The 23,149-nt window shown below is 34.2% G+C and carries 37 protein-coding genes; 35 read left to right on the forward strand and 2 right to left on the reverse strand.

Translation table 11 applies throughout. The features are described 5' to 3' along the window. Window positions 1-5: 5 nt before the first annotated feature. Entirely contained in the window at window positions 6-839 is an 834-nt protein-coding gene (locus ACU68Y_RS07695) for an MIP/aquaporin family protein (RefSeq protein ID WP_446755817.1), read from the reverse strand. 163 nt (window positions 840-1,002) lie between these two features. Here ACU68Y_RS07695 and ACU68Y_RS07700 point away from each other — a divergent pair, with 163 nt between their 5' ends. Both ACU68Y_RS07700 and ACU68Y_RS07705 read left to right on the forward strand, forming a co-directional pair. After that, window positions 1,003-1,965, forward strand: a complete 963-nt coding sequence (locus tag ACU68Y_RS07700; protein WP_094202423.1) for a GNAT family N-acetyltransferase — start codon at window positions 1,003-1,005, stop codon at window positions 1,963-1,965. 91 nt (window positions 1,966-2,056) lie between these two features. Further along, window positions 2,057-3,397, forward strand: a complete 1,341-nt coding sequence (locus ACU68Y_RS07705) for an MATE family efflux transporter (protein WP_002837389.1) — start codon at window positions 2,057-2,059, stop codon at window positions 3,395-3,397. 80 nt (window positions 3,398-3,477) lie between these two features. Here ACU68Y_RS07705 and ACU68Y_RS07710 read toward each other — a convergent pair whose 3' ends face one another. Next, the gene (locus tag ACU68Y_RS07710) at window positions 3,478-4,011 is read right to left on the reverse strand and encodes an HdeD family acid-resistance protein (RefSeq protein WP_002837362.1); all 534 of its coding nucleotides are present in this window, start codon (window positions 4,009-4,011) and stop codon (window positions 3,478-3,480) included. 738 nt (window positions 4,012-4,749) lie between these two features. Here ACU68Y_RS07710 and rpsJ point away from each other — a divergent pair. The 33 genes from rpsJ to ACU68Y_RS07875 all read left to right on the forward strand — a co-directional run bounded on the left by rpsJ (window position 4,750) and on the right by ACU68Y_RS07875 (window position 22,801). Next, window positions 4,750-5,058 carry a 30S ribosomal protein S10 gene (gene rpsJ / locus ACU68Y_RS07715; protein ID WP_002836107.1) on the forward strand — a complete coding sequence of 103 codons (309 nt, stop codon included), beginning with the start codon at window positions 4,750-4,752 and terminating at the stop codon, window positions 5,056-5,058. A 74-nt stretch (window positions 5,059-5,132) separates the two neighbouring features. Continuing rightward, window positions 5,133-5,762 (forward strand): 50S ribosomal protein L3, encoded by a 630-nt coding sequence (gene rplC / locus ACU68Y_RS07720; RefSeq protein ID WP_446755816.1) that lies wholly within the window; start codon window positions 5,133-5,135, stop codon window positions 5,760-5,762. Window positions 5,763-5,777: 15 nt separating this feature from the next. Further along, complete coding sequence (gene rplD / locus ACU68Y_RS07725; protein WP_002837375.1) at window positions 5,778-6,401, forward strand: 50S ribosomal protein L4; 624 nt, start codon at window positions 5,778-5,780, stop codon at window positions 6,399-6,401. Further along, the gene (rplW, locus tag ACU68Y_RS07730) at window positions 6,401-6,691 is read left to right on the forward strand and encodes a 50S ribosomal protein L23 (RefSeq protein WP_002836110.1); all 291 of its coding nucleotides are present in this window, start codon (window positions 6,401-6,403) and stop codon (window positions 6,689-6,691) included. The genes rplD and rplW overlap by 1 nt, the downstream gene beginning before the upstream one ends. A gap of 16 nt (window positions 6,692-6,707) precedes the next feature. Next, entirely contained in the window at window positions 6,708-7,538 is an 831-nt protein-coding gene (gene rplB / locus ACU68Y_RS07735; protein WP_002837367.1) for a 50S ribosomal protein L2, read from the forward strand. Window positions 7,539-7,550: 12 nt separating this feature from the next. After that, window positions 7,551-7,835 carry a 30S ribosomal protein S19 gene (gene rpsS, locus ACU68Y_RS07740; RefSeq protein WP_002836113.1) on the forward strand — a complete coding sequence of 95 codons (285 nt, stop codon included), beginning with the start codon at window positions 7,551-7,553 and terminating at the stop codon, window positions 7,833-7,835. Window positions 7,836-7,852: 17 nt separating this feature from the next. Continuing rightward, entirely contained in the window at window positions 7,853-8,191 is a 339-nt protein-coding gene (rplV, locus tag ACU68Y_RS07745; protein WP_002836114.1) for a 50S ribosomal protein L22, read from the forward strand. An 11-nt stretch (window positions 8,192-8,202) separates the two neighbouring features. Next, window positions 8,203-8,937: a 30S ribosomal protein S3 gene (rpsC, locus tag ACU68Y_RS07750; protein ID WP_002837360.1), complete on the forward strand. Its 735-nt coding sequence runs from the start codon at window positions 8,203-8,205 to the stop codon at window positions 8,935-8,937. A 21-nt stretch (window positions 8,938-8,958) separates the two neighbouring features. Beyond that, window positions 8,959-9,402 (forward strand): 50S ribosomal protein L16, encoded by a 444-nt coding sequence (gene rplP, locus ACU68Y_RS07755; RefSeq protein ID WP_002836117.1) that lies wholly within the window; start codon window positions 8,959-8,961, stop codon window positions 9,400-9,402. Continuing rightward, entirely contained in the window at window positions 9,392-9,598 is a 207-nt protein-coding gene (gene rpmC, locus ACU68Y_RS07760; RefSeq protein ID WP_002836118.1) for a 50S ribosomal protein L29, read from the forward strand. The genes rplP and rpmC overlap by 11 nt, the downstream gene beginning before the upstream one ends. A 5-nt stretch (window positions 9,599-9,603) precedes the next feature. Continuing rightward, complete coding sequence (gene rpsQ / locus ACU68Y_RS07765; protein ID WP_002837391.1) at window positions 9,604-9,858, forward strand: 30S ribosomal protein S17; 255 nt, start codon at window positions 9,604-9,606, stop codon at window positions 9,856-9,858. A gap of 24 nt (window positions 9,859-9,882) precedes the next feature. Then, window positions 9,883-10,251 (forward strand): 50S ribosomal protein L14, encoded by a 369-nt coding sequence (gene rplN, locus ACU68Y_RS07770; protein WP_002836120.1) that lies wholly within the window; start codon window positions 9,883-9,885, stop codon window positions 10,249-10,251. Window positions 10,252-10,269: 18 nt separating this feature from the next. Beyond that, window positions 10,270-10,578 (forward strand): 50S ribosomal protein L24, encoded by a 309-nt coding sequence (rplX, locus tag ACU68Y_RS07775; protein WP_002841124.1) that lies wholly within the window; start codon window positions 10,270-10,272, stop codon window positions 10,576-10,578. An 18-nt stretch (window positions 10,579-10,596) separates the two neighbouring features. Next, the gene (gene rplE, locus ACU68Y_RS07780; RefSeq protein WP_002837392.1) at window positions 10,597-11,139 is read left to right on the forward strand and encodes a 50S ribosomal protein L5; all 543 of its coding nucleotides are present in this window, start codon (window positions 10,597-10,599) and stop codon (window positions 11,137-11,139) included. A gap of 12 nt (window positions 11,140-11,151) precedes the next feature. Then, complete coding sequence (locus ACU68Y_RS07785; protein ID WP_002836123.1) at window positions 11,152-11,337, forward strand: type Z 30S ribosomal protein S14; 186 nt, start codon at window positions 11,152-11,154, stop codon at window positions 11,335-11,337. 21 nt (window positions 11,338-11,358) lie between these two features. Then, window positions 11,359-11,754 (forward strand): 30S ribosomal protein S8, encoded by a 396-nt coding sequence (gene rpsH / locus ACU68Y_RS07790; RefSeq protein WP_002837393.1) that lies wholly within the window; start codon window positions 11,359-11,361, stop codon window positions 11,752-11,754. Window positions 11,755-11,780: 26 nt separating this feature from the next. Next, entirely contained in the window at window positions 11,781-12,320 is a 540-nt protein-coding gene (gene rplF, locus ACU68Y_RS07795; RefSeq protein WP_002837386.1) for a 50S ribosomal protein L6, read from the forward strand. Between the two features lie 14 nt (window positions 12,321-12,334). Then, window positions 12,335-12,697: a 50S ribosomal protein L18 gene (gene rplR, locus ACU68Y_RS07800; RefSeq protein WP_002837380.1), complete on the forward strand. Its 363-nt coding sequence runs from the start codon at window positions 12,335-12,337 to the stop codon at window positions 12,695-12,697. Between the two features lie 20 nt (window positions 12,698-12,717). Further along, window positions 12,718-13,224 carry a 30S ribosomal protein S5 gene (rpsE, locus tag ACU68Y_RS07805; RefSeq protein WP_002837356.1) on the forward strand — a complete coding sequence of 169 codons (507 nt, stop codon included), beginning with the start codon at window positions 12,718-12,720 and terminating at the stop codon, window positions 13,222-13,224. A gap of 13 nt (window positions 13,225-13,237) precedes the next feature. After that, window positions 13,238-13,420: a 50S ribosomal protein L30 gene (gene rpmD, locus ACU68Y_RS07810; RefSeq protein ID WP_002836132.1), complete on the forward strand. Its 183-nt coding sequence runs from the start codon at window positions 13,238-13,240 to the stop codon at window positions 13,418-13,420. Window positions 13,421-13,431: 11 nt separating this feature from the next. Further along, the gene (gene rplO / locus ACU68Y_RS07815) at window positions 13,432-13,881 is read left to right on the forward strand and encodes a 50S ribosomal protein L15 (protein WP_002840173.1); all 450 of its coding nucleotides are present in this window, start codon (window positions 13,432-13,434) and stop codon (window positions 13,879-13,881) included. 1 nt (window position 13,882) lies between these two features. Continuing rightward, window positions 13,883-15,157: a preprotein translocase subunit SecY gene (secY, locus tag ACU68Y_RS07820; protein WP_094225364.1), complete on the forward strand. Its 1,275-nt coding sequence runs from the start codon at window positions 13,883-13,885 to the stop codon at window positions 15,155-15,157. A gap of 10 nt (window positions 15,158-15,167) precedes the next feature. Further along, entirely contained in the window at window positions 15,168-15,815 is a 648-nt protein-coding gene (locus tag ACU68Y_RS07825; protein ID WP_060790814.1) for an adenylate kinase, read from the forward strand. Window positions 15,816-15,820: 5 nt separating this feature from the next. After that, window positions 15,821-16,105: a KOW domain-containing RNA-binding protein gene (locus tag ACU68Y_RS07830; RefSeq protein WP_002836136.1), complete on the forward strand. Its 285-nt coding sequence runs from the start codon at window positions 15,821-15,823 to the stop codon at window positions 16,103-16,105. Beyond that, window positions 16,086-16,301: a translation initiation factor IF-1 gene (infA, locus tag ACU68Y_RS07835; protein WP_002836137.1), complete on the forward strand. Its 216-nt coding sequence runs from the start codon at window positions 16,086-16,088 to the stop codon at window positions 16,299-16,301. Before ACU68Y_RS07830 ends, infA begins: the two co-directional genes overlap by 20 nt. 14 nt (window positions 16,302-16,315) lie before the next feature. Next, window positions 16,316-16,429 (forward strand): 50S ribosomal protein L36, encoded by a 114-nt coding sequence (rpmJ, locus tag ACU68Y_RS07840; RefSeq protein ID WP_002836138.1) that lies wholly within the window; start codon window positions 16,316-16,318, stop codon window positions 16,427-16,429. A gap of 12 nt (window positions 16,430-16,441) precedes the next feature. Continuing rightward, complete coding sequence (gene rpsM, locus ACU68Y_RS07845) at window positions 16,442-16,792, forward strand: 30S ribosomal protein S13 (protein WP_002840214.1); 351 nt, start codon at window positions 16,442-16,444, stop codon at window positions 16,790-16,792. Between the two features lie 15 nt (window positions 16,793-16,807). Further along, the gene (rpsK, locus tag ACU68Y_RS07850; RefSeq protein WP_002836140.1) at window positions 16,808-17,215 is read left to right on the forward strand and encodes a 30S ribosomal protein S11; all 408 of its coding nucleotides are present in this window, start codon (window positions 16,808-16,810) and stop codon (window positions 17,213-17,215) included. A 55-nt stretch (window positions 17,216-17,270) separates the two neighbouring features. Continuing rightward, entirely contained in the window at window positions 17,271-18,224 is a 954-nt protein-coding gene (locus ACU68Y_RS07855; RefSeq protein WP_002840213.1) for a DNA-directed RNA polymerase subunit alpha, read from the forward strand. A 13-nt stretch (window positions 18,225-18,237) separates the two neighbouring features. Then, on the forward strand, window positions 18,238-18,633 hold the full coding sequence (gene rplQ, locus ACU68Y_RS07860) for a 50S ribosomal protein L17 (protein ID WP_002837396.1): 396 nt from the start codon (window positions 18,238-18,240) through the stop codon (window positions 18,631-18,633). Window positions 18,634-18,797: 164 nt separating this feature from the next. Further along, complete coding sequence (locus ACU68Y_RS07865) at window positions 18,798-20,771, forward strand: cell wall-binding repeat-containing protein (protein ID WP_446755814.1); 1,974 nt, start codon at window positions 18,798-18,800, stop codon at window positions 20,769-20,771. A gap of 96 nt (window positions 20,772-20,867) precedes the next feature. After that, window positions 20,868-21,464, forward strand: a complete 597-nt coding sequence (gene rpsD, locus ACU68Y_RS07870; RefSeq protein WP_002836144.1) for a 30S ribosomal protein S4 — start codon at window positions 20,868-20,870, stop codon at window positions 21,462-21,464. A gap of 101 nt (window positions 21,465-21,565) precedes the next feature. Next, window positions 21,566-22,801: a peptidoglycan binding domain-containing protein gene (locus ACU68Y_RS07875; protein ID WP_446755813.1), complete on the forward strand. Its 1,236-nt coding sequence runs from the start codon at window positions 21,566-21,568 to the stop codon at window positions 22,799-22,801. Window positions 22,802-23,149 lie beyond the last annotated feature (348 nt).

The following is a 23,149-nucleotide window of genomic DNA, read 5'->3' on the forward strand; positions in this document are numbered from 1 at the left end:
TAATATTAATTGCAGCTGCAGTTTTTCTTGTTTTGCATTGGTTCGATAAACTTTGTAAACAAAATCGCCGACAAACCGCCACCGATTAATGGTGCAAGCGCATAAACGATGAATGCATCCATTGAGAATGCAACGTTTTTCCATCCAACGAAATATGCCACGATTCTTGGGCCGAAATCTCTCGCTGGATTGAGACCTGCATCAGTCATAGGTCCAATTGTACAAATCAATGCTGTTACTGTTAGACCGATGAATAATGGGAAAATATCATCGCTCGGTCTACCTACGTTGCAACCTTCAGTCATTGAGAAAATTATCATAACCAAAATGAAAACTCCAAGCGCTTCGGCAAATGCGGCAACAGGCATACTGATTACGCCGTTTGCTGTGTTAGGGAACACTTCGCACCAAATACTTGATGCAGGGGATGCCACATCCATTGTCACATTCGCTGCATCCAAACTTTTCTTCACAGAATCTGCGAAGAATACCCACAATGCACTAGCTGCCAAGATTGCTCCTACGAATTGTCCAAGCACATAAACTGGGAAATTCTTCCATGAACATCTTTTTGAAATACACATTGCAAATGTAACTGCAGGATTAAAATGCGCACAGGATAAATTTCTTGTAGTGTAAATTGCAATAGCGATTGCAAGACCCCAAACCATACCAACTTGGAATGGACCGGTGTGAGCTTGATATAAAGTAGCCGTTGCTACAGCGCCAATTCCCAAAAAACACATCAAAAATGTACCGATAACCTCACCAGTAAATCCTTGGATAAGGCTTTCTTTTGTTACGACTTCGCAACAACAATTGTCTCCTTCTGAACTCATTAGTTCACCTCCTGATATTATTAGAGATAAATATTATCGCTATTTAATTGTATAATATATAACAAAACCCGTCAACGAAATTTCACAATTGTTTTAAACGCTAAATTAGGTGTATAATTGAAAGAAAATTATGTGATATTATATAAAAAAAGGAAGTGCGATTATGAAAACTGACAAAATAATTTTGAGAAAATTTACAATAAATGATGCAGAAAAAATGTTTGAAAATTGGTCAAGTGACAGTAGAGTTACGAAGTTTTTGACATGGAAGCCTCACACATCAATAAAAGAATCAGAAAAAATCATAAAACAATGGATAAATGATGACAAGAATATCTACTTTGCGATTTGCAACACTAACAATGAAAACATTGGTTGTATATCAGCTAGTTTAATCAAAGAAAATCCAAAAACTTACGCTATTGGCTACTGCTTGGCATACGATTATTGGTCACAGGGAATAATGACAGAGTCTTTGAAACTAATGCTAAAATATTTGTTTGAAGAAAAACACGCCGTAAGAGTTGAAGCCACACACGACAGGAGAAACTCTGCAAGTGGCAAGGTGATGGGAAACGCAAACATGAAATACGAAGGTTGTCTTAGAAAATCAGCTACAAACAACCAAGGCGTGGCAGATTCTTGTATGTATTCTATGATTGATGAAGACTACGAATGTGATTTTGTGATTCCTGAATTTGATGAGATGAATTTCAGACAAGAATTGTTGGCGGATGAAAAGACGATGAGTTTCAATGAAAAATACGGCGGAGCTATTGATTTCTCAGAAGACAAATGGCGAAATTGGTATGACAAATGGATAAATTCTGACGACAGATTTTACTATTACATTATGGGTCACAACAAGCCTGTAGGAGAATGTTGTATATATAAGGAAGATGATAGGTGGATTTGCAGTTTAATTGTAAAAGATGAATACAGAAACAACGGCTACGGGAAAAAAGGGTTGATGTTTTTGATTGATTTGGCAAAAAAATTAGACATAGATGAGCTATATGACAATATTGGTACCTGTAATCCTTCGTTGAATTTATTTTTGAGCTTAGGATTTGAGGTCGTATATACTATTGAGGAGTATTCAACTGTAAGAATTAAAACACGCTAACTTGTATTAATTTTTTATTAAGAGTATGATGTAATATATAATTTTATTTTTAGATATTTGAATTAGATTGAATTTTAGAATGGATGATTAGATGAAGAATAAGAATTTTTACAAAAGAGCGATACAGGTGGCGTGGCCGTCGGTGTTGGAGAGCTTTTTCATTGCACTTGCAGGAATTATCGACACATACATGGTGTCTTCGATTGGAAGCTCTGCAGTAGCAGCCGTAGGTCTTACAACCCAACCTAAATTTATAGCATTGTCGATATTTTTCGCCATAAACATCGCAACATCAGCACTTGTAGCTAGACGTCTCGGTGAAGAAGACAAAGAAGGAGCAAACAGAATACTTGTCACAGCGATTATCATGGGACTTGTTCTAACAGTTGTGATAAGCACTTTGATGGTGTATTTTTCAGATAGCATATTGAGACTTGCAGGAAGTAACTCAGACACGCATACTGATGCATTGAATTATTTCAGAATAATAATGGGTGGAATGCTTTTTTCCGTAGTCAGTATGGCGATAAATGCAGCACAAAGAGGATCAGGAAACACGAGAATTGCCTTCACGACCAACTTAGTGTCTAGTATTGTCAATATATTTTTCAACTACTGTTTGATAGGTGGTAATTTTGGTTTTCCGAAGATGGAAGTTTCAGGAGCAGCGCTTGCAACAGTACTTGGAACAGTCGTAAGTAGTATTATGTGCATCAGATCTCTTTTCAGAAAAGATGGTTTCGTACAAATCAAATACATTTTCAAGAAGAAAATCAAACCAACAGTTGAAGTATTCACAAGTATCGTCAAACTTGGAACCAATTTGTTCGTAGAAAATATAGCCATGAGAATCGGATTCTTGACAACAGCATTGATGGCAGCAGGACTAGGAACTGACACATTTGCAGCACACAACGTAGGAATGAATCTTCTTAGCATTTGTTTTGCGTTCGCAGACGGGATGCAAGTTGCAGCAGTCGTTCTAACAGGATCAAGCCTTGGCGCTGGCAAGAAAGAAAACGCCAAGATTTACGGCAAAGTCTGCCAACGAATAGGACTTATGATATCTCTTGTACTATCTTTGATATTGTTGTTATTTGGAAAAGGAATATTCCATTTGTTCTTCGACAAACTCTCCATCATAGAAACAGGAGAAATCATCGCAAGATTCATCACAGTAATAGTCCTTCTACAAATCTCACAAATCATCTACGGAGGATGTTTGAGATCAGCAGGTGATGTAAAATACACATTAATCTCTTCAATCATAAGTGTAACAATCATAAGGACAGTAGTAACATACATCCTTGTATCTGTGTTTGAAATGGGAATCGTGGGAATATGGCTAGGAATCTTCTCCGACCAATTCTCTAGATACATGTTCAATTCAATCAGATTTAGACAAGGTAAATGGGTTAACATTAAAATATAAAAAATCGTCTCGTTTTGATATGTACCATCCTTACTGGATGACCCGGTAAAGATGGCACACATCATTTTGAGACGATTTTTTTAATACTCATGTTTGAAAGCATATGCAATATATTTAACGCCAGATATTGTCAAATACATTCCAATTAAAAATACAACCGTAAAAGATGCTCTTAAAGGATTGTACAACATCATAATTCCAAGAATTAAAGTAATAATATTAATTATGATATTAAGATGGTAAAGTCCACCTGGAACAAACCTTAGATATCTTCCGAAACTAATATCGTTGATTGAATCGATAATAAACCAAATCGAGAACACATACGGAATGATCAATACAGCAGATTGGACATTAAAAACAAGAATGAGGCCAAGTATTATATCTATTATGCTTATCCAAAAGAATGATTTTATGTTCAGACTTGTAAAATCTTTTATATTTTTATAAATTAAAACTCCGCCTACGCCTTTAACAATTGCAATTATTCCAAAATAAATCACCAGACTCGCTAAGCTGGCATATGGATTTTTAAAAGCTATGAATGAAACTATAATAAAACAAATACCTGTAATAAGAGACATCCAATCAACTGATTTCTTTTCTTCTACCATACTAACACCTCCTTAAATTGTTGATATACTTTATATACCCAGATTTAAAGAATATTATTCACTAAATATTAAAAAAATTATTAACAACACTTTGTTGAAAGTTAAAACGAAAATTGTTGGATGAAAATTTGTCGCAAGTTAAAACGAAAAATGTTACCGAAAATTACTGACGACACTTCTTAGCAATAAAAACAAAAATAGTTTTAGCTAAGAATATCATTCGTAAAAAATAATCACAAATTCTAGCGAAGTGAACCGTGAAAAAATCTCACTCGTGCCAGAGCGAAGCTCGCACTTGAGATTTTAGGTTCACAAGCTTTGAATTTGTTTATTTTTGGAGACAGATATTCGTGCTAAATTATTTTTGTTTTTTGAAATGCGTTCAGCAAGAATATAACTTTTACTCCCCGCCCTTTTATTATATAATAAGGAAGGAAACAAATTTTTCGTAAAAATATTGAAATTTTACAAAAAAACTTCAAAAAGGTGTTGACATTGTTGTATAGACAATGTATAATACCAGTTGTGCCTAAAGTTAGTAAGCGTAGAAGTGGAAGGTTGCTCGGGAAACGTGATTAATCTTCCGAGGTAATTTTCACCGAGAAGTCCTACACGATTAGGGCGATGGGTTAAACTTTTTAAAAAAGTTTTTTAAATTTTAGGTCACTGTACACCCGGGAGGGTGTATGAACATAACCCAGCAAGACGCTTCTTCAAAAATTTAGAGGAGGTGCCTAAATGGCAAATCAAAAAATCAGAATCAGACTAAGAGCTTATGATCACGAATTAATCGATCAATCAGCTCAAAAAATCGTTGAGGCAGCTAAGAGAACTGACGTTAAAGTTTCAGGTCCTATTCCGTTGCCAACAGAAAAAGAAGTTATTACAATCTTAAGAGCTGTTCACAAGTACAAAGACTCAAGAGAACAGTTCGAACAAAGAACACATAAGAGATTAATCGATATCATTAATCCTAACGCAAAGACATTGGAAGCGCTTAAAAAGCTTAACCTTCCTGCCGGCGTAGATATCGAAATTAAACTTTAATCTTAGTATGATTGTAAAGCAATCCGCTGTAAGTAAATTTTAATGTGGATATCACACTATAGGAGGTGTACTCAATGAAGAGTATTTTAGGTAAAAAAATCGGAATGACTCAAATCTTCAACGAAGACGGTAGAGTTGTTCCAGTAACTGTCATTGAAGCGGGTCCAATGGTTGTTACACAAATCAAAACTAAAGAAAAAGAAGGATATAACGCAATTCAAGTTGGTTACATTGAAAAGAAAGAAAAACATGTAAACCAACCAATGAGAGGTCATTTTGGCAAAGCAGGCGTTTCATTCAAGAAACACTTAAGAGAGTTCAAAATTAATGATGACGAACAATTTAACCTTGGCGATGAAATCAAATTAGATATTTTCCAAGACGGAGACGTTGTGGATGTTATCGGTATTTCAAAAGGTAAGGGAACTCAAGGTGCAATAGTTAGACACAACTATTCAAGAGGACCTATGGGACACGGTTCTAAATCACACAGAGTTGCAGGTGCAAGAAGTGCCGGATCTTATCCAGCAAGAGTTTTCAAAGGACGTAAAGGTTCTGGAAAGATGGGTCACGACCGTGTAACTGTTCAAAACTTGAAAATTGTTAAAGTTGACAATGAAAGAAACTTACTTCTTATTAAGGGAGCTGTTCCAGGAAACAAAGGTGGAGTAGTTACTGTTAGAGAAGCTATTAAGTCAAAATAGGAAGGAGGATGAAACATGCCTAAAGTTCAAATTTTAAACCAACAAGGAGAAAATGTTGGAGAATTAGAATTAAATGAAGCCATTTTCGGCGTTGATGTTAATGAGCACGTTGTTTACGAAGTAGTTAAAAACCAACTTGCTAATAAAAGACAAGGCACACAATCTGCTAAAACTCGTAGTGAGGTAAGAGGTGGAGGAAGAAAGCCTTGGAGACAAAAAGGTACAGGTAGAGCAAGACAAGGATCTATCAGATCTCCACAATGGAGAGGTGGTGGGGTAGTATTCGCTCCAAAGCCTAGAGATTACAGCTACGCTGTTCCTAAAAAAGTTAGAAGACTTGCAATCAAATCAGTATTAACTGAAAAAGTTAATGACAACGAAATGATCGTTTTAGATAAATTAAACTTAGATGCTATTAGCACTAAAAAAGCTGTTGAAGTATTAAAGAATATTAAAGCAGACAAGAAAGCTCTAGTAGTTATCGATAAAAATGATGATACACTTTACAGATCATTTAGAAATATTGAAAATGTAGCTATTTGTGAAGCTAAATTAATCAATGTATATGATTGTTTGAAATACAACTCATTAGTTATTACAACTGATGCTGTTAAAATTCTTGAGGAGGTGTTTCAATAATGAAATCACCATATGATATTATCTTGAAACCAATTATTTCTGAAGATTCTATGGAAAAAATGGAAGACAAGAAATATGTTTTCAAAGTTGACAAAAATGCTAATAAAATAGAAATCAGAAACGCTATCGAAAAGATTTTTGATGTTAAAGTAAAATCTGTTAACACTATGAACGTTAAAGGAAAAGTTAAAAGAATGGGCGCTCACAGTGGTAAGAGATCTGATTGGAAGAAAGCTATAGTTGCATTAACAGAAGATTCAAAAGAAATTGAATTTTTCGAAGGAATGTAATTAAGGGGGTAAAAACATGGCAATAAAAAAATATAAACCGACTTCTGCCGGTGTACGTGGTATGAGTGTTTTATCATTTGATGAAATCACAAAAACTACTCCTGAAAAATCATTAACTGTTAGCTTGAACAAATCTGGCGGAAGAAACTCTTATGGTAGAGTAACTATTCGTCACAGAGGCGGCGGAGCTAAGAGAAAATATAGAATTATAGATTTTAAGAGAAATAAAGACGGTATCAAAGCTGTTGTTAAATCAATCGAATACGATCCAAACAGAACAGCAAATATCGCTTTGTTACAATATGAAGATGGTGAAAAAAGATACATCATCCAACCAGTAGGACTAAAAGTTGGAGATGTAGTTGAAAGTGGTGCTGACGTAGATATCGTACCTGGTAATGCTCTTCCATTGAGAAACATTCCAGTAGGAACTACAGTTCACAACATTGAAATGAAAGTTGGCAAAGGAGCTCAATTAGTTAGAACAGCTGGTGCTGAAGCACAACTTATGGCTAAAGAAGGTAAATTTGCTCAATTAAGATTACCATCAGGAGAATTTAGATTAATTCACCTTGACTGTAAAGCTACTGTAGGTCAAGTTGGAAATATCTCTCACGAATTGGTTACAATCGGTAAGGCTGGACGTAACAGACACTTAGGTAAGAGACCTTACGTAAGAGGTTCAGCAATGAACCCAGTAGATCACCCTCACGGTGGTGGTGAAGGTAGAGCACCTATCGGTAGACCTGCTCCTTCAACTCCATGGGGTAAACCAGCACTTGGACTTAAGACTCGTAAGAAAAACAAAAAGTCTAATAAGTACATTGTAAGAAGAAGAAAGAAATAACGGAGGGATAGAATGAGTAGATCACTTAAAAAAGGACCTTTCTGCGATGAACACTTAATGAAGAAAGTGGAAGAACTTAACAAAAACGATGAAAAGAAGATCATTAAAACTTGGTCACGTCGTTCTACAATATTCCCTAACTTCGTAGGTCACACTATTGCAGTTCACGATGGAAGAAAGCATGTACCTGTTTATATTACTGATGATATGGTTGGTCATAAATTAGGAGAATTTGTTCCTACAAGAACATACAAAGGTCACATTAAAAACGAAAAAACGAGTAAGGTTCGTAATTAATATAAGGAGGTATGACAATGCAAGCTAAAGCTATAGCGAAATATGTACGTATTTCTCCTCTAAAAGTTAACTTTATATGCAAAGAAATTAGAGGTAAACAAGTTGATGAAGCCCTTGCTATATTGAAATTCACTCCTAAAAAAGGTGCTAGAATTTTAGAAAAAGTGCTAAATTCAGCAATTGCAAACGCAGAACACAATTTTGGATTAAACAGAGAAGATCTTTTTGTATCACAAGCATACGCTAATAATGCTCCAGTAATGAAAAGATGGAGACCAAAAGCTAAAGGAATGGCTTATCCAATCCTTAAAAGATCAAGTCATGTTGGCGTAGTTGTAGAAGAAAGAGAATTATAAGGAGGAGTCTGATGGGTCAAAAAGTTAATCCTAAAGGATTAAGAGTTGGTGTTATCAAAGACTGGGATTCAAGATGGTTTGCAGATAAAAAAGATTTTGGTGATTATCTAGTTGAAGATCACAAAATTCGTGAACTAATCAAGAAAGAATCTTTCAGCGCTGGTATTAGCAGTGTTTCAATCGAAAGAGCATCAAACAAAATCAAGGTAACTATCAACACAGCTAAACCTGGTATGGTAATTGGCCGTCAAGGTGCTGGCGTTGAAGAATTAAAAAATAAATTAGAAAAATTAACAGGTAAGAAATTAATCATAAATGTAGAAGAAATTAAGTTCCAAGACTTAGATGCACAATTAGTTGCAGAAAACATTGCAAGTCAATTAGAAAGACGTATTTCTTTCAGACGTGCGATGAAACAAACAATGCAAAGAAGCATGAGAGCAGGAGCTTTGGGTATTAAGACTATGGTTTCTGGTAGACTTGGTGGAGCTGATATGGCAAGAAGCGAAGGATACAGCGAAGGAACTATTCCTCTTCAAACTCTAAGAGCTGCAATCGATTATGGATTTGCAGAAGCAGACACAACTTATGGTAAGCTTGGTGTTAAAGTTTGGTTATACAAAGGTGAAATGTTACCTGGTATGACAGAAGAAGATTTACCTGTTTACAAAAACAAAAAGAACGACAAAAACAAAAAAAGAAGAAACAATAACAGAAAAGGTAAATCCCAAGCAGCTAAAAACTAATTCGAGAGGAGGAAATATTCTATGTTAATGCCTAAAAGAGTAAAATACCGTAGAGTTCACAGAGGCAGAATGAAAGGTAAAGCATTAAAAGGCAATACTTTAACTTACGGTGATTATGGTATACAAGCGTTAGGTTCTTGTTGGTTAACAGCTAATCAAATAGAAGCAGCACGTCGTGCGATGACAAGATATATAAAAAGAGGCGGTAACATCTGGATCAAAGTTTTCCCAGATAAGCCAGTGTCAAAGAAGCCTATCGGTATTCGTATGGGTTCAGGTAAAGGAGCTCCAGAATATTGGGTAGCAGTAATTAAACCAGGTAGAGTATTATTTGAAATGGCAGGTGTTCCTGAAGATGTAGCTCGTGAAGCTATGAGACTTGCACAACACAAACTACCTATCAAAACTAAATTTATAGCTCGTGAAGAGTTCGGAGAAAAGGACGGTGAAGCTGATGAAAACTAAAGAAATTCGTAATCTATCAGATCAAGATTTACAAAAACAATTAGAACAATCTAAAAGTGAATTGTTTAATCTACGTTTTCAATTAGCTACTGGGCAATTAGAAAACCCTATGATGATAGGACTTGTAAAAAAAGATATAGCTCGCATTAAGACTATTATTAGAGAACGTGAGCTAAACATTGGTAAGGAGGCTTAACAATTATGGAAAGAAATATGAGAAAAACCATAGTTGGTATAGTTGTTTCAGATAAAATGGATAAGTCAATTGTTGTAGAAGTTAAAACACTTGTCAAAGATCCTAAATACGGTAAACAATTAAGAAAAACAACTAAATTTAAAGCACACGATGAAGAAAACATCGCTGGTATTGGCGATAAAGTTAAAATAATGGAAACAAGACCTCTTTCTAAAACAAAGAACTGGAGACTTGTAGAAATTATAGAAAAAGCAAAGTAATTCTTATTACGAAAGGAGAATTTTATGATTCAACAAGAAAGTCGTTTGAGAGTTGCAGATAACTCTGGTGCAAAAGAACTACTAGTAATAAGAGTTTTAGGTGGTACTAAAAGAAAGTACGCAGCTATCGGAGACATCGTAGTTTGCTCAGTTAAATCTGCACAACCGGGCGGTATGGTTAAAAAAGGTGATGTAGTAAAAGCTGTTATCGTAAGAACAACTAAACCATTGGGAAGAGCTGATGGAAGTTACATCAGATTTGACGATAACGCAGCTGTAATTATAAAAGATGATAAAAATCCAGTGGGAACAAGAATTTTTGGTTCAGTAACTCGTGAATTGAGAGCCAATAACTTCATGAAAATAATCTCATTGGCACCTGAAGTATTATAATTGGAGGTGTAAAGAGATATGAAGATTAAAAATGGAGATACTGTAATAGTTATTTCTGGTAAGGACAAAGGAAAGACTGGAAATGTTATTGAAGTATTAGCCAAACAAAATAAAGTGGTAGTAGAAGGAGTTAACATAGTTACTAAACACCAAAAAGCTAACGGACGTGGTGTTGAAAGTGGACTAATCAAAAAAGAAGCTCCGATTGATGTTTCAAACGTAATGTATTATGATGCTAAAAACAAGAAAGGCACTAGATTAGGTTACAAGTTTGAAGACGGTAAGAAAGTTAGATTTATGAAATCTAACAACGAAACTATTAAGTAACATAAGGAGGGTATAAACTTGACTTCCAGATTAAAAGAAAAATATACAAATGAAGTTGTTCCTTTCTTGGTTGAACGTTTCAAATATGAAAACATCATGCAAGTTCCAAGATTGGAAAAAATCGTGCTTAACATGGGTTTAGGTTCTTCAAAAGAAAATCCTAAGGCTATCGAAAGTGCAGTTAAAGAATTAGAAACAATTACAGGACAACGCCCAATTGTAACAAAAGCAAGAAAATCTATCGCTAACTTCAAACTTAGAGAAGGAATGAATGTTGGTGTTAAAGTTACATTACGTGGTGAAAAAATGTATGATTTCTTAGATAAATTTATGAACATTTCTCTTCCACGTGTAAGAGACTTTAGAGGTATTTCTTCTAAATCATTCGATGGTAGAGGAAACTATGCTGTAGGTATCAAAGAACAATTAATATTCCCTGAAATTGAATACGATATGGTAGATCAAATTAGAGGTATGGATATTGTGGTCGTTACTACTGCAAACACTGACGAAGAAGCTAAGGAATTATTAGACAAAATGGGAATGCCATTTAAGAAATAAGGAGGAGTTTTAGTGGCTAAAAAATCAATGATCGCAAAACAAAAAAGACCTGCAAAGTTTAGCACAAGAGAATATAACAGATGCAAAATTTGTGGTAGACCTCACGGATATTTAAAGAAATATGGCATCTGCCGTATATGCTTTAGAGAATTGGCTTATAAAGGCGAAATCCCTGGCGTAAGAAAAGCAAGCTGGTAAGAAAGGAAGGAGGAAGCTTTTATGATGACTGATCCTATAGCAGATATGCTAACAAGAATAAGAAACGCAGTTAATGCGAAACATAAAGTTGTTGAAGTTCCTGCATCTAATATTAAAAAATCAATAGCACAAATTTTATTAGATGAAGGATTTATCGATGGTTTCAATGTTACAGAAGATGGTAAACAAGGAATCATTACAATAGATTTAAAATATGGTCCTAACGAAGAAAAAGTAATTTCAGGTATCAAGAGAATATCTAAACCTGGACTTCGTGTCTATGCCAGAGCAAATGAAGTTCCTAAGGTTTTAGGCGGACTTGGTATTGCTATTGTCTCTACATCAAAAGGCCTTGTAACTGATAAAGTTGCTAGAAAAGAAGGTATTGGTGGAGAAGTAATTTGTTACGTATGGTAACACAAACATTATAAGGAGGTTTGACCATGTCAAGAATTGGATTAAAACCAATTGAAATTCCTAATGGCGTTGAGGTAAAAGTAACTGAAGACAATTTGTGTACTGTAAAAGGACCAAAAGGTGAATTAGTTGAACAAATGCCAAAGGAAATGATTATCAAAGTAGAAGATAATACAATCACAGTTTCAAGACCTTCAGAAATTAAAAGACACAAATCACTTCATGGTTTAACAAGAACTCTTGTTTTCAACATGATTGAAGGTGTTACTGAAGGATACAAGAAAACTTTAATTATAGAAGGTACTGGTTACAGAGCAGCTAAACAAGGTAAAAAATTAGTTTTGAACTTGGGATATTCACACACAATTGAAAAAGAAGATCCAGAAGGAATCTCAGTTGAAGTTCCAGAACAACACACATTAATTATCAGTGGTATCAACAAACAACAAGTTGGTAACTACGCTGCTAAAATCAGAGACTTAAGAGGACCTGAACCATACAAAGGTAAAGGTATCAGATATGAAGATGAACATATTAGACGTAAAGTCGGTAAAACAGGTAAGTAGGAAAGGAGTAAGGTATGTTTAAGAAAATTGATAAAAATGCAAATAGAGTTAAAAGACATCTACGTATTCGTAAGAACCTTACAGGAACTTCTGAAAAACCAAGATTATGCGTATTCAAGTCTAATACTAACATCTATGCACAATTAATCGATGATGTTAACCACAACACATTAGTAGCTGCATCAACATTAGATAAAGATTTCAGTGGTGAATCAAAATCTAACAAAGAAGCTGCAAAACTTGTTGGTGAATTAATCGGTAAGAAAGCTATCGACAAAGGCATTGAACAATGCGTATTTGACAGATCTGGATATTTATATCACGGAAAAGTTAAAGAATTAGCTGAAGGTGCTAGAAGCGCCGGACTTAAATTTTAGTGCAAGGGAGGTATTTAGTATTGGAACTTTTAAATAAAGAAATAGAAGGTTTAGAATTAGAAGAAAGAGTTGTAAATATTAACCGTGTAGCTAAGGTTGTTAAGGGTGGTAGAAACTTTAGATTCGCAGCCCTTGTAGTAGTTGGAGATAAAAACGGACATGTTGGTGTTGGTATTGGTAAAGCACAAGAAGTACCAGAAGCTATCAGAAAAGCTAGCCAAGATGCTAAAAAACACATCTTCACAGTTCCTATCGTAAACACAACTATTCCTCACCAAGTAACAGGAATATTTGGAGCTGGTAGAGTATTATTAAAACCAGCTGGAGAAGGTACTGGAGTTATCGCCGGCGGTCCTGTTCGTGCGGTATGTGAATTAGCAGGTATCAAAGACGTTCGTTCTAAATCATTGGGAACATCAAACCCTCAAAACATTGTTAATGCAACTGTAGAAGGACTTAAATCACTTAAGACAGCTGAACAAGTAGCTAAATTAAGAGGAAAGTCTGTAGAAGAAATTTTAAAATAAGGAGGGCTTTTAAGTGAGTAAATTAAAGATCACTCTTAAAAAGAGCAAAATCGGCAGAATTGAAAAACACATTAGAACTTGTGAAGCCCTTGGACTTCATAAAATCGGACAATCAGTAATCAAAGAAGACAATGATGCAATTCGTGGAATGATTAGACACATTGCATTCATGGTTGACGTTGAAGAAGTTAAGTAGGAGGTGTTATAGTGAAATTACACAACTTAAGACCTGCTAAAGGTGGAGAAGTAAAAGCAAGAAAAAGAGTTGGTAGAGGTTACGGTTCAGGATTAGGACACAATGCTGGACGCGGTAGAGACGGACAAAACTCAAGATCAGGCGGAGGCGTAAGACCAGGATTTGAAGGGGGTCAAATGCCTTTATTCAGAAGACTTCCTAAGAGAGGCTTCAAAAACCATTTTGCAAAACAATACGCTGAAATCAACATCAGAGACTTAAATTGTTTTGAAGATGGAGAAGAAATAACACCAGAAATCCTAGCAAACGCAGGATTCTTTAAGCCAGCAAAGGCAAAAGACGGCGTTAAGATTTTAGGTGACGGAGAAATTACTAAGAAATTAACTATTAAAGCTAATAAATTTACTAAATCAGCTGAAGAAAAAATTACAAAAGCCGGAGGAAAGGTAGAGGTGATTTAAGATGCTTAAAACCTTGAAAGATTCATGGAAGGTTTTAGACATTCGTAAAAGAATCGGCTTTACTCTACTAATGGTTGTAGTTTTTAGATTAGGTAATGCAATACCGGTTCCTTTTATGGATAAGGCCATTATCAAACAAATAATGAGCGGTCAAGAAGGCGGAATAGTTTCTTTATTGAACCTATTAAGTGGGGGATCATTGAGACAAATGAGCATATTCGCTCTTTCGATATACCCTTACATTACCGCTTCAATCATTCTTCAACTTTTAACAGTAGCATTTCCTAGATTAGGAGAACTTACACGTGAAGGTGAAGAAGGAAAGAAGAGAATGGGTAAATACACTAAAATCTGTAGTATAATTTTGGCATTCATACAAGGATATGCTACAGTTAATGGTTTATTTAACAGAGCAATCGTAGACAAAAGCTTTTTAACAGGATTTGTTATACTAATAAGCTTGGTAGCAGGATCAATGTTTCTAGTATGGCTAGGAGAAATGATTACTGAAAGAGGTATCGGTAACGGAATTTCAATCTTGATTTTCATAGGTATCATTTCAAATATGCCAAGACAAATCGGTACAATGATTTATCAATCTAGACAAGGAATGTTATCTTGGTGGAAAATATTACTTTTTGTACTAATAGCGATTATAATATTAGTAGTAGTGGTATTAATTAACCAAGGCGAAAGAAGAATTCCTGTACAATACGCTAAAAGAGTAGTAGGAAGAAAAATGTATGGTGGTCAATCAACTCATATTCCAATCAAAGTTAATATGGGTGGTGTAATGCCAGTAATCTTTGCATCAGCAATATTACAATTACCACAAACAATAGCATTATTATTCGGCAAAGACATGCCGGGATGGTTAGCCCACATATTCACAGTACAAACAACATCAGGGTTAGTTATCTTCTCAATAGTAAACATGTTATTGATTATAATATTCGCATTTTTCTACTCAGCAATTCAATTTAACACTGTTGAATACGCTAAAAACTTGCAACAATATGGCGGATTCATTATGGGAATTAGACCTGGTAAACCAACAGGTATGTATCTAAAGAAAATTTCTGATAGAGTAACATTTATAGGCGCAATCATATTAGCAATAGTTGCATCAGCACCAATGCTAATATCAAAAGCTTTAGGAATACAAATCCTATTCGGTGGTACATCAATCATCATCGTAGTAGGTGTTGTATTAGATACTGTAAAACAAATGGAAAGTATGCTAACTATGAAACACTATAAAGGATTTTTGAAATAAGGAGTTTATAATGAGATTAATATTATTAGGACCTCCGGGAGCAGGTAAAGGAACTCAAGCTAAAAGAGTTATTGAAGAATTTGATATTCCTCACATTTCAACAGGAGATATTTTCAGAAAAAATATCAAAGAAAAGACAGAACTAGGTCAAAAAGTTGAAGGCTTACTTGCACAAGGAAAACTTGTACCTGATGAGTTAACAATAGAAATAGTATGGGACAGACTAGATCAAGAAGATTGCAAGAACGGATTCTTACTTGATGGATTCCCTAGAACAATTCCTCAAGCCGAAGCCCTTGATGAAGGACTAGCAAAAAGAGGATTGAAACTAGATCGTGTATTGAACATAGACGTTGACAAAGATTCTCTTGTAAAAAGACTTTCAGGAAGACGTGTATGTCCTAGCTGTGGTGCAAGCTATCACATTGACAACAACCCTACAAAAGTTGATGGAATTTGTGATGCATGTAAAACTCCAGTAATCCAAAGAGAAGATGACAAAGAAGAAACTGTACTAGATAGAATCAAAGTTTACGATTCACAAACTAAACCTTTAGTAGATTTCTACAACAAACAAGATTTAGTATTCACAGTTGATGGAACTCTTCCAATAGATGAAATCACTAATAAGTTAGTAACAGAATTAAAAAAAGGTTAGAATTAATGAGCCAATACAACAAACTTGAAACAGGACAAGTTGTTTTAAGTACTTGTGGTCGTGATATGGGCAAACTACAAATGGTTTTGGAAATTCTTGACGATTCTTATGTATTGGTAGTAGATGGAAAACAACGTAAAATCGAAAAACCAAAGAAAAAGAAGATAAAACATCTTCAAAAATACAACAAAAAGTTGCAATTAGAGAATTTAACAGATAAGAAACTAAGATATATGTTAAATAATTTAAAAAAGGAGGATCAAGACAAGGATGTCCAAAGAAGTTATTGAATTAGAAGGAACAGTAGTAGATGCTCTTCCTAATACGGTATTTAAGGTAGAACTTCAAAATGGCCATGTAATAACAGCTCATATTTCAGGCAAATTAAGAATGAATTATATAAGAATTCTTCCAGGAGACAAGGTAACGGTTGAATTATCACCATACGATTTGGATCGTGGAAGAATAACATGGAGAAAGAAATAAACGGAGGTTAAGCAATGAAAGTAAGACCATCAGTTAAAAAAATGTGCGAAAAGTGCAAGATTATAAAAAGAAAAGGTCGTGTTATGGTTATTTGCGATAACCCTAAACACAAACAAAGACAAGGTTAGTAGGAGGTATAAATGGCAAGAATTCAAGGTGTCGACTTACCAAATGACAAACGTGTAGAAATTGGACTAACTGCAATTTATGGAATAGGTAGACAATCATCAAATAAAATCTTAGCTAAATTAGGAATCAATCCTGACACAAGAGTAAAAGATTTAACAGAATCTGAATTATCTGATATCAGAAATGAATTAGATAACTATCTTACTGAAGGAGATTTACGTCGTGATGTAGCAATGAACATCAAAAGATTAAAAGAAATCAACTGCTACAGAGGATCAAGACACAAAAAAGGCCTTCCAGTAAGAGGACAACATACAAAGAACAATGCAAGAACTCGTAAGGGTCCTAAAAAACAAGCATAGAGAGGGGGAAATTAATTGGCACTAAAAACTAAAGGCGCTAAACGTAATGTTCGCGGTAAAAAAAGAGTAAAAAAGAATATTGAAAAAGGTCAAGCACATATTTCTTCTACATTCAACAACACTATGGTATGTTTAACTGACCTTAACGGTAACGTATTAAGCTGGGCTTCTGCTGGACAATTAGGTTTCAGAGGATCTAGAAAATCAACTCCATACGCTGCACAACAAGCTGCTGAAGAAGCTGCTAAAAAAGCAATGGAACACGGATTAAAAACTGTTGAAGTTTATGTAAAAGGACCAGGTTCAGGAAGAGAATCTGCAATTAGAAGTTTGCAAGCTTCTGGACTTGAAGTTAGCTCTATTAAAGATGTAACTCCAATCCCTCACAACGGTTGTAGACCACCAAAGAAGAGAAGAGTATAACACATAGGCTTAATTCAGGATTTCCTGATGGGACTTGTCGAAGGAGGCTGTATTTATGACTGAACAATTAGATACTAAAATAAAAATCGTTGAATTAGATGAACAAAATAATTACGGTAAATTTGTCATAATGCCACTGGAAAGGGGATATGGAACTACTCTAGGAAACTCTCTAAGAAGAGTTTTATTATCATCATTACCAGGAGCTGCTATATCAAAGATAAATATCCAAGGTGTAGCTCATGAAATGTCTACGATTAAAGGTGTCAAAGAAGACGTACCTGAAATAATTTTGAATTTAAAAGGTATCGCTGTAAAGAAATACAATGAAGAACCTATATCATTAAATGTAGACATAAAAGGTCCATGTGTTCTAACAGCTAAGGATATTTTAGTTGATACTGATTTGGAAGTTAAAAACCCAGATCATTACATTGCAACACTTAATGAAGATGCTTCATTAGAAATGCAAATCACAGTTATCAACGGAAAAGGCTACAAAATATCTGAATTTAATAAAACAGACGAAGATATTATAGGAGATATCGCTATTGACTCACTGTTTAGCCCTGTGAAAAAGGTTAATTTCACAGTGGATAATGCCAGAGTTGGCCAAGTAATTGATTACGATAAGCTTACAATAGAAGTGTGGACTAATGGAACAATTAGACCACAAGATGCCTTAAGTGAAGGAAGCAACATCCTAATCAATTGCCTGGAATTATTCAGTGAATTACCTAACTACGAGTGTAATACAAACAGTGACGACGAAGATAATCAAAAAGATAAAGAGACTCAAATGGTCATCAATATCGAAGAATTAGATTTCTCTTTAAGATCATTTAACTGTTTAAAAAGAGCAAATATCAATACTGTAGGAGATATCGTATCTCATACAAAAGCAGATATGATGAAAATAAAGAACTTTGGTAAAAAATCCTTAGACGAAGTTGAAGAAAAACTTCAAGAAATGGGCCTTGCATTTAAACAAGAAATAAAAGACGAATAAAGGAGGATAGACATTGGCTAACTTAAGAAAATTAGGTAGAAGAACTGATCACAGAACAGCAATGTTAAGAAACCTAGTTCAATCATTGTTCGAAAACGGAAAAATCGAAACAACAGTTACTCGTGCTAAAGAAGCTAGAAGAGAAGCTGAAAAGATGATTACACTTGGTAAAAAAGGTGATTTGAGCGCTAGAAGAGAAGCTCTTAAATATATATACAAAAAAGACGTTGTATACACATTGTTTGAAGAAATCGCACCAGTTTATGCTGACAGACAAGGTGGATACACTAGAATCTTAAAATTAGGACCTCGTAGAGGAGACGGTACTGAAATGTGTATACTTGAATTAGTAGATTACACTAAGAAAGAATCCTCAGAAGAAAAAGAAACAGTGAAAGCTGACAAATAGAAAATAACTAAGCATTTGCTTAGTTATTTTTTTATGTTCAATTGAAAAAACAAAAAGATAGGAATATAATAAAAATAAGAATAATTAGTTAACTTATAGCGAAATATTCTAAAAAATTAGTTAACTTATAGCGAAATATTCTAAAAAATAATTGGGAGGAACCTATGAATAAAAAATTAGTAGCTGCACTGACTTTATCAGTATTGTTGTTATCGACAAACTCATTTGCTGCAAATGAAACCCAAAAGTTAGATGCAATCAAAAAACTTGGTCTAAAAATCGATCAATCAATCGATAAATCAAATTTAAAAGATGAAATCAAATTACAAAATGGAATCACTTTGAAATTTGACAAAGAAGGAAAACTTATTGGAATTGATGCGCTTTCTAGTACAGAAAAACTGTTCTCAGGAAAATCAGACGACAAATTCGAAGATTACTTAAACAGCACAATATCTAAGCTTCAAAAAGACGGCTACATTCCTAAAGAATACAAATTAGTCGACCAACAAGACATACTTGATAACGGATACAAAGTTGTATTTGAAAAAGAAAATTCTTTTAATGTCAAAAATCCGTACAACATTATAACAGTATCATTTGACAAGAAAACAAATGAACTTAAAAATTTCAACAAAATCGGAGACTTTGAAGTTACAAAAAAACCTTCAGTAAAGATTGAAGATGCAAAGAAAGTTGCGATAGAAAAATTAAAAGGTATCAAAGATTTTGATGAAACAAAAGTAAAATCAGAAACTACTGTGGTAGATATTGATAAATTGCCAACTAAATTCACACAAAACAATGGCTTAAAAGTTTCCTACGTATTTGAATACGAAGGAACAAAAGTATACGTAGATGCTAATACAAAAGAATTGTTGGGAGCTGATAAGCTCAAATCAAACGCCGACACACAAAGCAAAAAACAATACGTAGTATCCAGAATTTATGGCAAAGACAGAATCGACACATCAATCCAAATAGCTAAAAGCTACATCAAAACATCAGAATTTGCTATCCTTGCAAATCAAAACAACTTCCCAGATTCACTAAGTGCAACAGTTCTATCTAAAAAATACAACGCACCAATCTTATTGACTGATGCGATAAAAGCTGACAAAAGTTTAATCCAAGAAATCAAAAGATTACAAACAAAATACTTTGTCAAAATCGGTGGCGAAAAATCCATCAGTAACGAAGTTGCAAAACAATTATTACCAGAAAAAAGCAAAGTAAAATCATATAAAGGCTCTGACAGATACGCTACAAATGCCGAAATCATCAAAGAATTCAAAGACGCAGACACTTGTATCATAGCACGTGGTGAAAATTTTGCAGACTCACTAAGTATTGGCGCATTTGCAACAAAAAACGGATATCCAATCGTATTAGTACAAAAAGATAAAATCAACGACGTAACAAAACAAGCATTAAAAGATTCCAAAATCAAAAAATGCTACATCGTCGGTGGAGAAAACTCTGTATCCAAATCATTAGAAAAAGAACTACCACAAGTAATCGAAAGAATCGCTGGCAATGACAGATACGAAACATCACTTAAAATAGCTGACAAATTCTACAAAGATGCACAAGGAGCATACCTTGCAAGTGGAGAAGTATTCGCAGATAGCTTGGCAATCAATCCAATCGCTGCAAGATTTGATGTACCATTGATTCTTACACCAAAAGATAAACTACCACAAAAAACACAAGAATACCTTGAAAACTCTAAAATCGTTCAAATAGCTATAATAGGTGGAGAAAAGACAGTATCCAAACAAATTCAACAAGAGTTAGCCAAAACCAACCCAAACGTTGCAACATCTGTTAAATTCACATATACAAAAGACGGCAAGAAAGTTACAAGAGAACTTACTAATGCAGAAGCTAACGAATTAGCAAAATTAATGAACGAACACGAAAAATATGTTACAGGTGAAAGATTAAAGAGCATATTTGACAATTACTTTACATTAGTAGGAGCTAATGGAAAAACAAAAGTAGCAGTATCTGTAAATATTGAAAAAGATGAAGTCGTAATAGACGATGCAATCACTGAAAAAGGTGCTACACTTAACAAAGACAACGAGCTTGCAAAACAATACATCAAATTCATCGAAAATTTACAACAAAATTAACATAAAAATTGTTGAAAAACAAACCAGTAGGTGATATAATAGCGTTGGCTTAAAAAATTATCGCGGCAAATAATTTTTTAATGGAGATGAATATTAATGGCAAGAATGATGGGACCTAGATTTAAACAATCTAGAAGATTAGGTCTTAACGTATGCGGTCACCCAAAAGCTAACAAAAGAATGGGTAAAGGACTTGGAAGAAACGACAAGAAGTTAACTGAATATGGTATGCAACTTCTTGAAAAACAAAGATTAAGAGCATATTACGGAGTAAATGAAAAACAAATGCACAAATACTTCGAAAAAGCCCTTAACAACAAAGAAGGTCTTACAACTGGGGATGTAATGGTAAGACAATTAGAAACTAGATTAGACAACCTAGTACTAAGAGCTTCATTTGCATCATCAATCAGACAAGCAAGACAAATGGTATCTCACGGTTTAATCAGAGTAAACGGTAAAAAAGTAGATATCCCTTCTTACCAAGTAGCTGAAGGATCTGTAATCGAATTGAAAGAAAAATCAAGATCAAATGAATTGTTCAAAGAAAACTACGAAACAAACTTTGCACAATCATTACCTTACATTGACAAGGAAGAAAACTTCAAAGTAACATTGACAAGACTTCCTGAAAGACAAGAAATTCCAATCGAAATTACAGACTCATTAATAGTTGAGTTGTACTCAAGATAATCAAAAGGCGAGTTTATACTCGCTTTTTTTATTGCAATCATTGATATATACTCAAATTAAAAGTACAATAATATTAATAATAAACAAAAAAGGAAAATCAAATGAAAAAACGAGTACTCATAACCACGATACTATTCTTGTTTCTAGTGTATTTTAGTGGGACGACATTCTTCACATTCTATGCACTACCCAACACATACGTCAACGGCTACAACATGAGCTTTGTCGAAAAATCCAAAATAGTCGACAGAAATGCAGACATAAGGTCACTCACAATAAACGCTACCGATAACCGTAAACTCGTAATAGATGCGAAAGAAGTGGATTTCAACCTAAAAATACCAGAAGATTTTAAATTCGAACAAAATCCGTTCTCGTGGCCGTTGTCATTCTTCGACACCAAAAAATACAACATCAATTTCGACTACACAATCGACGAAGATAAACTCAACAAGAAAATCTACCAAGCAGAACTCAACAATAACGCCAATAAATCGTACAACGCATACATCAGTTACTTGGATGACGAATACACAATAAGACCAGAAGAAGTAGGAAACGAAATAAACACCGACAAACTCAAAGACACGATAAAAAAATCACTCCTAGAACAAAAAGAAGACATCACACTCAAAAACGAATACATCAAACCGACAGTCTACTCAAACGACTGGAACATAATTCGTGCCAAAAACAAACTTAACAAACTCAAAGACATCGAAATAAGCTTTGATTTCAACGACACAATCCACAAACTAAAAGGAGCGAAACTTCGTGACATGATGGAGTTTGATGAAAGGCATGGATTTGTATATAAAGACAGTGAAATCGAACAATATGTAGACGAATTGAAAAAAGAAACCGACACCTATAACAAACCTCACACAATAAAAACAGCAGAAAACAAAATACTCACATTGAATGCAACAGACTACGGCTGGGAAATCGACAAACCAAAAACAGTCGAACTCATAAAAGAAACTCTGGATAATACAGAAAGTAAAACCATAGAACCAGTCTACTCCAAACAAGCCAAGTCTAGACTCAGAAATGACATACAAGACGAATACATTGAAATCGACCAACAAAACAAAACACTCTACTACATCAACAACTACAAAATCAACAAAAGTATCCCTATAAAAATCGTACAACCACTCCCGAAAGGAATCTACAACATAGATAGCAAAACAAAAGGATACTCCAACAACTACACATTGGGTTTTTACAGACATACAATATCTAGCTCACAAAATTCGGATATACAAGTAAATTCCAAACTATTAGAAAGCATATACTACGATGTAGGAGACAACATTCCAGTAATAGTTTATTAAAGTAAAATAAAAGTAAAAAATTTTTAAAATTTACTTGACATTACAGTGCAAACTTGATAATATATATAAGCACTCAATTGTTCAGTGAATTTTTTAGTTAAATAAAAAATTGAAAAACACTTGACAAGAAAGAAATACAAGAGTATAATGTAATAGTTAGCTCACAAAACGCGAACTTCAAATAAACTTTGAAAATCACGTTTTAAAATATATTTCGTGAGTATAGAACCTTAATAAATTAAATAAAGTAAATACTTTGAGAGAAGTACAAACCAAACAATAATTCGGTGAGAATAAAAAAAGCAAAAGTCAGCTGAAAAGCTAGCTTCAAACAAACATTAAATTGAG

This window comes from Finegoldia sp. P1-F-LS (assembly GCF_052932205.1).

Excerpts from the sequence above, each read along its gene's own strand:
- ACU68Y_RS07695 (WP_446755817.1), bottom strand. The coding sequence starts at position 839 with ATGAGTTCAGAAGGAGACAATTGTTGTTGCGAAGTCGTAACAAAAGAA.
- ACU68Y_RS07700 (WP_094202423.1), top strand. The coding sequence starts at position 1,003 with ATGAAAACTGACAAAATAATTTTGAGAAAATTTACAATAAATGATGCA.
- ACU68Y_RS07705 (WP_002837389.1), top strand. The coding sequence starts at position 2,057 with ATGAAGAATAAGAATTTTTACAAAAGAGCGATACAGGTGGCGTGGCCG.
- ACU68Y_RS07710 (WP_002837362.1), bottom strand. The coding sequence starts at position 4,011 with ATGGTAGAAGAAAAGAAATCAGTTGATTGGATGTCTCTTATTACAGGT.
- rpsJ (WP_002836107.1), top strand. The coding sequence starts at position 4,750 with ATGGCAAATCAAAAAATCAGAATCAGACTAAGAGCTTATGATCACGAA.
- rplC (WP_446755816.1), top strand. The coding sequence starts at position 5,133 with ATGAAGAGTATTTTAGGTAAAAAAATCGGAATGACTCAAATCTTCAAC.
- rplD (WP_002837375.1), top strand. The coding sequence starts at position 5,778 with ATGCCTAAAGTTCAAATTTTAAACCAACAAGGAGAAAATGTTGGAGAA.
- rplW (WP_002836110.1), top strand. The coding sequence starts at position 6,401 with ATGAAATCACCATATGATATTATCTTGAAACCAATTATTTCTGAAGAT.
- rplB (WP_002837367.1), top strand. The coding sequence starts at position 6,708 with ATGGCAATAAAAAAATATAAACCGACTTCTGCCGGTGTACGTGGTATG.
- rpsS (WP_002836113.1), top strand. The coding sequence starts at position 7,551 with ATGAGTAGATCACTTAAAAAAGGACCTTTCTGCGATGAACACTTAATG.
- rplV (WP_002836114.1), top strand. The coding sequence starts at position 7,853 with ATGCAAGCTAAAGCTATAGCGAAATATGTACGTATTTCTCCTCTAAAA.
- rpsC (WP_002837360.1), top strand. The coding sequence starts at position 8,203 with ATGGGTCAAAAAGTTAATCCTAAAGGATTAAGAGTTGGTGTTATCAAA.
- rplP (WP_002836117.1), top strand. The coding sequence starts at position 8,959 with ATGTTAATGCCTAAAAGAGTAAAATACCGTAGAGTTCACAGAGGCAGA.
- rpmC (WP_002836118.1), top strand. The coding sequence starts at position 9,392 with ATGAAAACTAAAGAAATTCGTAATCTATCAGATCAAGATTTACAAAAA.
- rpsQ (WP_002837391.1), top strand. The coding sequence starts at position 9,604 with ATGGAAAGAAATATGAGAAAAACCATAGTTGGTATAGTTGTTTCAGAT.
- rplN (WP_002836120.1), top strand. The coding sequence starts at position 9,883 with ATGATTCAACAAGAAAGTCGTTTGAGAGTTGCAGATAACTCTGGTGCA.
- rplX (WP_002841124.1), top strand. The coding sequence starts at position 10,270 with ATGAAGATTAAAAATGGAGATACTGTAATAGTTATTTCTGGTAAGGAC.
- rpsH (WP_002837393.1), top strand. The coding sequence starts at position 11,359 with ATGATGACTGATCCTATAGCAGATATGCTAACAAGAATAAGAAACGCA.
- rplF (WP_002837386.1), top strand. The coding sequence starts at position 11,781 with ATGTCAAGAATTGGATTAAAACCAATTGAAATTCCTAATGGCGTTGAG.
- rplR (WP_002837380.1), top strand. The coding sequence starts at position 12,335 with ATGTTTAAGAAAATTGATAAAAATGCAAATAGAGTTAAAAGACATCTA.
- secY (WP_094225364.1), top strand. The coding sequence starts at position 13,883 with ATGCTTAAAACCTTGAAAGATTCATGGAAGGTTTTAGACATTCGTAAA.
- ACU68Y_RS07825 (WP_060790814.1), top strand. The coding sequence starts at position 15,168 with ATGAGATTAATATTATTAGGACCTCCGGGAGCAGGTAAAGGAACTCAA.
- ACU68Y_RS07830 (WP_002836136.1), top strand. The coding sequence starts at position 15,821 with ATGAGCCAATACAACAAACTTGAAACAGGACAAGTTGTTTTAAGTACT.
- infA (WP_002836137.1), top strand. The coding sequence starts at position 16,086 with ATGTCCAAAGAAGTTATTGAATTAGAAGGAACAGTAGTAGATGCTCTT.
- rpmJ (WP_002836138.1), top strand. The coding sequence starts at position 16,316 with ATGAAAGTAAGACCATCAGTTAAAAAAATGTGCGAAAAGTGCAAGATT.
- rpsM (WP_002840214.1), top strand. The coding sequence starts at position 16,442 with ATGGCAAGAATTCAAGGTGTCGACTTACCAAATGACAAACGTGTAGAA.
- ACU68Y_RS07855 (WP_002840213.1), top strand. The coding sequence starts at position 17,271 with ATGACTGAACAATTAGATACTAAAATAAAAATCGTTGAATTAGATGAA.
- ACU68Y_RS07865 (WP_446755814.1), top strand. The coding sequence starts at position 18,798 with ATGAATAAAAAATTAGTAGCTGCACTGACTTTATCAGTATTGTTGTTA.
- rpsD (WP_002836144.1), top strand. The coding sequence starts at position 20,868 with ATGGCAAGAATGATGGGACCTAGATTTAAACAATCTAGAAGATTAGGT.
- ACU68Y_RS07875 (WP_446755813.1), top strand. The coding sequence starts at position 21,566 with ATGAAAAAACGAGTACTCATAACCACGATACTATTCTTGTTTCTAGTG.